This window comes from Candidatus Woesearchaeota archaeon (assembly GCA_003694805.1).
GTDB lineage: Archaea > Nanobdellota > Nanobdellia > Woesearchaeales > J110 > J110.
Window position 1 is genome coordinate 1 of sequence record RFJU01000075.1, and the last position, 4,738, is coordinate 4,738.

1 protein-coding gene is annotated in these 4,738 nt (G+C 53.5%); it reads right to left on the reverse strand.

Annotation, left to right across the window (positions count from 1 at the left end; genetic code table 11):
- Positions 1-4,605 (reverse strand): hypothetical protein (locus D6783_02845; GenBank protein RME53143.1); only part of this gene is annotated, 4,605 nt, incomplete at its 3' end.
- Positions 4,606-4,738: the final 133 nt, after the last annotated feature.

Here is a 4,738-nt window from a genome sequence, read left to right on the forward strand (position 1 = left end):
ACGAGCAACACCCGAATCCAAACCCCACGTCTCCACACCCAACGACGCAGACTCCGACCAATTCCCCGCATCCGCAGCACCACCCACCTCCATATCATCTGAGAAGATGGTTCTCCAGGTATTAACGGCATACCCTGGTGCCGACGCCCCAGAATTGTTGTAGTATGCAAAATAGTGTGTGTTCACTTCTCCAGCGGTGAGGTTGGCCAAGAACTGAACTTCGCACCACGAGGTGTTATCGCCGCCCACGACAGACGAGTCAACCTCGACCATGATTGTACTGTTCTGCCACACAACACGCATTTCCTTCTGGCAATCTTGCACGAACCCTCCCAAGCCCGACACGTTCACGGAAACAAGAACTCCCGTCCTGTTCTCCCCTGAAGAATCATTCAAGACGAGTTGCTTCCTTCGCTCCCACGACGCGTTCCACCACGGAAGAGTCGTGTTTCCTAAGATGAAGTCAACTGTCACGTTCGTCTCAAGAGCGTTTCCAAAAACGTCCTTCGTCGTCGACGTACTCACAACGACATCCCCACGCTCGTACACTGATTGTGACGTGTTTTCAGTGAGGTAAATCGTGATGGTGTTAAACACGGTCACGTTTCTTATCTCGCTCTCACCAACGTTCCCATACGCATCTTCACAGCGAACCTGCCACGTGTAGTTCCCATCGGCCAAATTCGTTGAGAAACTCTGCGTCTCATTCTTCAACACCGTATTGTCCTCCTGGTTGAACGATCCGTTAATCCAAAGCGAACAGTTCGCGATAGCGCTGAAGTCTGAAACGTTGTACTTGAACAAAACACTATTCGAACCAACCGTGCCGTTCTTCTCTGGAGAAACAAGGGTGACGTTCGGGTTCGTGATGTCAAGAACCGTCACGAAATGCGTCTCGGCGCTTTCACTATAGTTCTGTGTTGCAGGGTACCGTGCGGTGACATTGTACACGCCAGGGTCTGAAAAGTTATGCAATGCACTAAGCGGTGACTGGCCGCTCGCCTCCAACGTCCCATTCACATACAACTCCACAGCACCAAAGGAGGGCACGACCATCTCAGCTGAGAGATTGATAACGGCATCTTCGTTAATTGTTATGTTCCCGTCAGTCCCGTTCAGGGAGAGGTTCACCTCCGAGACTGCTTTGTTCACCGTGTATGAAAGCCACGTGGTCTGGTTCTGGTTCCCCTGCGTATCATTCGCGTGCCACCGGTATTGGTACACTCCCGCGCCTAAAGGTCCTGTCGTGAAGTTATATGTCCCGTTCGCCCCTTCAGTAACTGTTTCGTTCACGAACGAACCAGAAAAGTTGTGCTCAATCCACACCGTGTCAACGCCGAAATTGTCCTGCCAGGAACTGTTAAACGAGAATACGCCGGCGGGAGAGTAATTCGCGGGGGATTGCGGGCTCCGGGTGAGGTTCGAATACGAAGGAGGTGTTTCATCAACATTAAACGACCAGTTAAGAGATGCAAAAGCATACTTCCCCGCCGCGTCGTCGCAGCGAACGTTCCACGTATACGTCCCGTCGGCAAAACTCCTCACAAACGTGTTGGGCACTCCTGATGTTGGACTTGTCGTGTTCTGCACGCCACTCCAATTCCCCGACTCGTTGGTGTATAAAAAGCAAATATCCAAGTTAACGTCGAACGGGGTGTAATTAAACGTGACCAACGCGTCCGGCACGAACCCCCCGTTCGCGGGGGCGTTGAGCGTGACTGAAGGATCGTGCAGGTCAACGGTAAACGTCTCCACCGAGGAAAAACCAAGATTATTATCCGTCGAGTTGTCATAGCACGACACGTTCCACGAGTGCGAACCCTCGCTGAGGTTGTCAACAAAGAAGGTGCTCACTTCGTTGTTCTCGACAACACACGATCTTGAGTTGTTCCAATTATACGTCGTCATGCTCGGCCACTCCACCACCCAGCAATTCACCTGCGTGAGCTGGCTCGCCCCCCTCGTGCGATAATTGATGAGGCGAATCGTGGACTCGTTCTCCAACGAGTACGCCCAATAATCCCTCGTGTGCGCCGTTCCCCCACCGGCTGACATTGAGTTATCGCACAAAAGCACCGTTCGGTTCAGGTCAGCAACAGCAGGAGAAAAAGACGCCGTGATGTTTTGATCCGAACTCGTGGGCGTGATGCGCACGTGCCGCACCGAAACATTGGCGCTTGGCTCAAGCTCGACAACGTACGCCGTGACCTGCGGCGTCTGCCCCGCCCCTGTCGCGCCATTCTCAGCCACGAAGAGCTCTAAATTCGTCTCGCTCGTCAAGTTATTAATAATCGCGTTCTGACCAACGCCGTCATCCGGCTGCTTATGATTATGCAGGGCAAATGATCTGGAGAGGTCGACCGCGTTTATGGTAATGTCAAGGAACTGGTTGTTCCCCTCAGGAAGCGTCCCGAACGTTTGCTGAACGGTCGACCGATCCAGGAAGCATACCACCTCACCAACACTCACACCCGCCTCTGGATCCGCATCCGCCTCTGCCAAACGCTCAAATACCACACTCGTCGCCGAGGTGATGTTACTGCGCACTTCCGCCTCTGCAAAGTCATTCACGTTCGCAGAAGCAATCCGCGTGGTGCGATGCACGTTCACAAAACACGACGAGGCAAACGTTGAAGGCAGCGAAGGGCTCGGGACGAACGTCTTGTTCCGCTCCCCAAATGCCCAGTCAAGCGTGAAATTCCACACCCGAATGTTGTTCGCCTGCAGAACGCTGTACGAAGCGATCAAATCTTCAGCATCGCCCGCGACTCTCGTCGCCGTGAGCTGATTGCAAAGATCTCCAGAACACCCCGCCCACTCTATCGTGGCGGTTCCGCCATCCGGCTCCTGCGTTGCGTCCTGATTCCACGTGGCAAACCGCCTCACAATAAAGGCCTTGCTCCTATTGTACGTGTTCTTGAGCGTGACCGTCGCCGACGTTCCCGTCACGCCAATAAAGCCAGTCTCTGCCTGGACCTGATTCGGGTACTGGGGCAAGCCCCCGCCACACGTCTGGTTGAGGACGCCGTCAAGGTAGAGCGAGCAGTTCGCAATCCCCGTCGCGTCCTCCGGGGTAAAGTTCATCTCCGTGCTGGAAGAACCGAGAAACGTATCAACCGGAAAGTTGAGTGTGATGAGCGGGGGATCTTTGTCAAACGCGGCCACTTCAATTCTGTACTCGACAGAAGCACCCTCTCTCCCAAAATAATCGGTACAGTTCACGCTCCACGTATGATTCCCGTTCGCCACGAAAGCAGTCAAGTTGAACGGCACGCCGTCTTGGACGTTGCTGTTCATATCTTTCACGACACCGTCAAGGACGAGCTCGCACGACGTCACGTTTGAGAAAGCGTCCGTCGCGTTCGCGGTAAACGTAATAATATTTGTCGTGTTCTCGAATGAATTATTTGGGGGGCTGACGAGATCCACAACAGGCGGAAGCAAGTCCACCGTCAAGGAATAATTCGCCGAAGCAAACGCGCCGTTCCCTGCCGAGTCATTGCAATACACGTTCCACACAAAAACCCCGTTCGGAAGCGTGGATGTCAGGAAGTTCGGCACGTCCTTCGTCGGCGAAGCATTCGTCACATTCGGCCCCCACGAACCAGAAAAGTTCCCGTACAACGTGCACGCGTCCAGCGTGTTCGTGTCCGAAGGCGTATAATTAAACGTGACAACGGCGTTGCCAAGCACAGCACCATCCAAAGGAGACCCGAGAATGACAGAAGGAACAAGCGTGTCCGTGATGTACGTGAACGTGCTCGTGGAATTCCTCTCCGTGCCAAACACGTCACGCGCAATCACCATCCAATAATACACGCTATTCGCGTCAAGCGCGAACTCAACTGTTTTCGACGTGTTCGTCACAGGACTCGTCACGTACTCGTAATCGACGCTGCCAAAGGCAGGGTCCTTGTCAAAAACCAAACTGTAATTTGCGAAATGCTCGTCACCACTCTGCTCCCAACTCATCGTTGGCAAGAGGTTTTGGCTCTCCGTTCCCGACGCTGGAGCAAGCAAGTCGAACGGGTCCGGCGGGGAAGGCGTGACGTTGAAATAGAGCGAGGTGTACGTTGAGGTATTCGTGTTTCCAAACTCGTCTGCTGCGACGATGGTTGAGACATTGTACCTGCCCGACTGGTTCGTGTCCGAAAAGTCATAATAATACACATCATTCCCTCCGTACGAGAGCGGCACCGTTATGGACGTGCCGTTCGGGTAGACGAACGTTGCGTTAACACCGGCGATGATGGAAACGTCTGTCACGGTTACGTTCAGACGCGTGGTGTGGGTTTGATTGATCACGGCAGGAGAAAAGAAAGGATTTTCAATGCTTGGCGGCGTGGTGTCCGGCACGACCTCGAACGTCGTTGAGTTCAGGTTGTCGTTAAACCCTCCAGCTGAGGCAAGGGAGACTGCAGAGTAGTTCCCTGAGGGGTTCCCTGTCGTGTTGTATGAGAACGTCACCGACCCGAACGAGTCTGTCTGGCTGGAGAAGCGCTCGAACCATTCTTGCACGCCTCCTGCCGTCGCGGTCACGTTTTGATTTGGCAGCAATTCCCCTGTCACGTTGAAGTCGTCGATGGCGTAGCCGTTCTGATTCACACTACTATCCGTCGCGATCGTAAAACGCACATACACCGTACCATTCCCCACAAACGACGACAAATCAACATACTCATTCCTCCAAGACTGCTGATTCCCACACATACCAAAACCATCATCACCAGAACGCGAA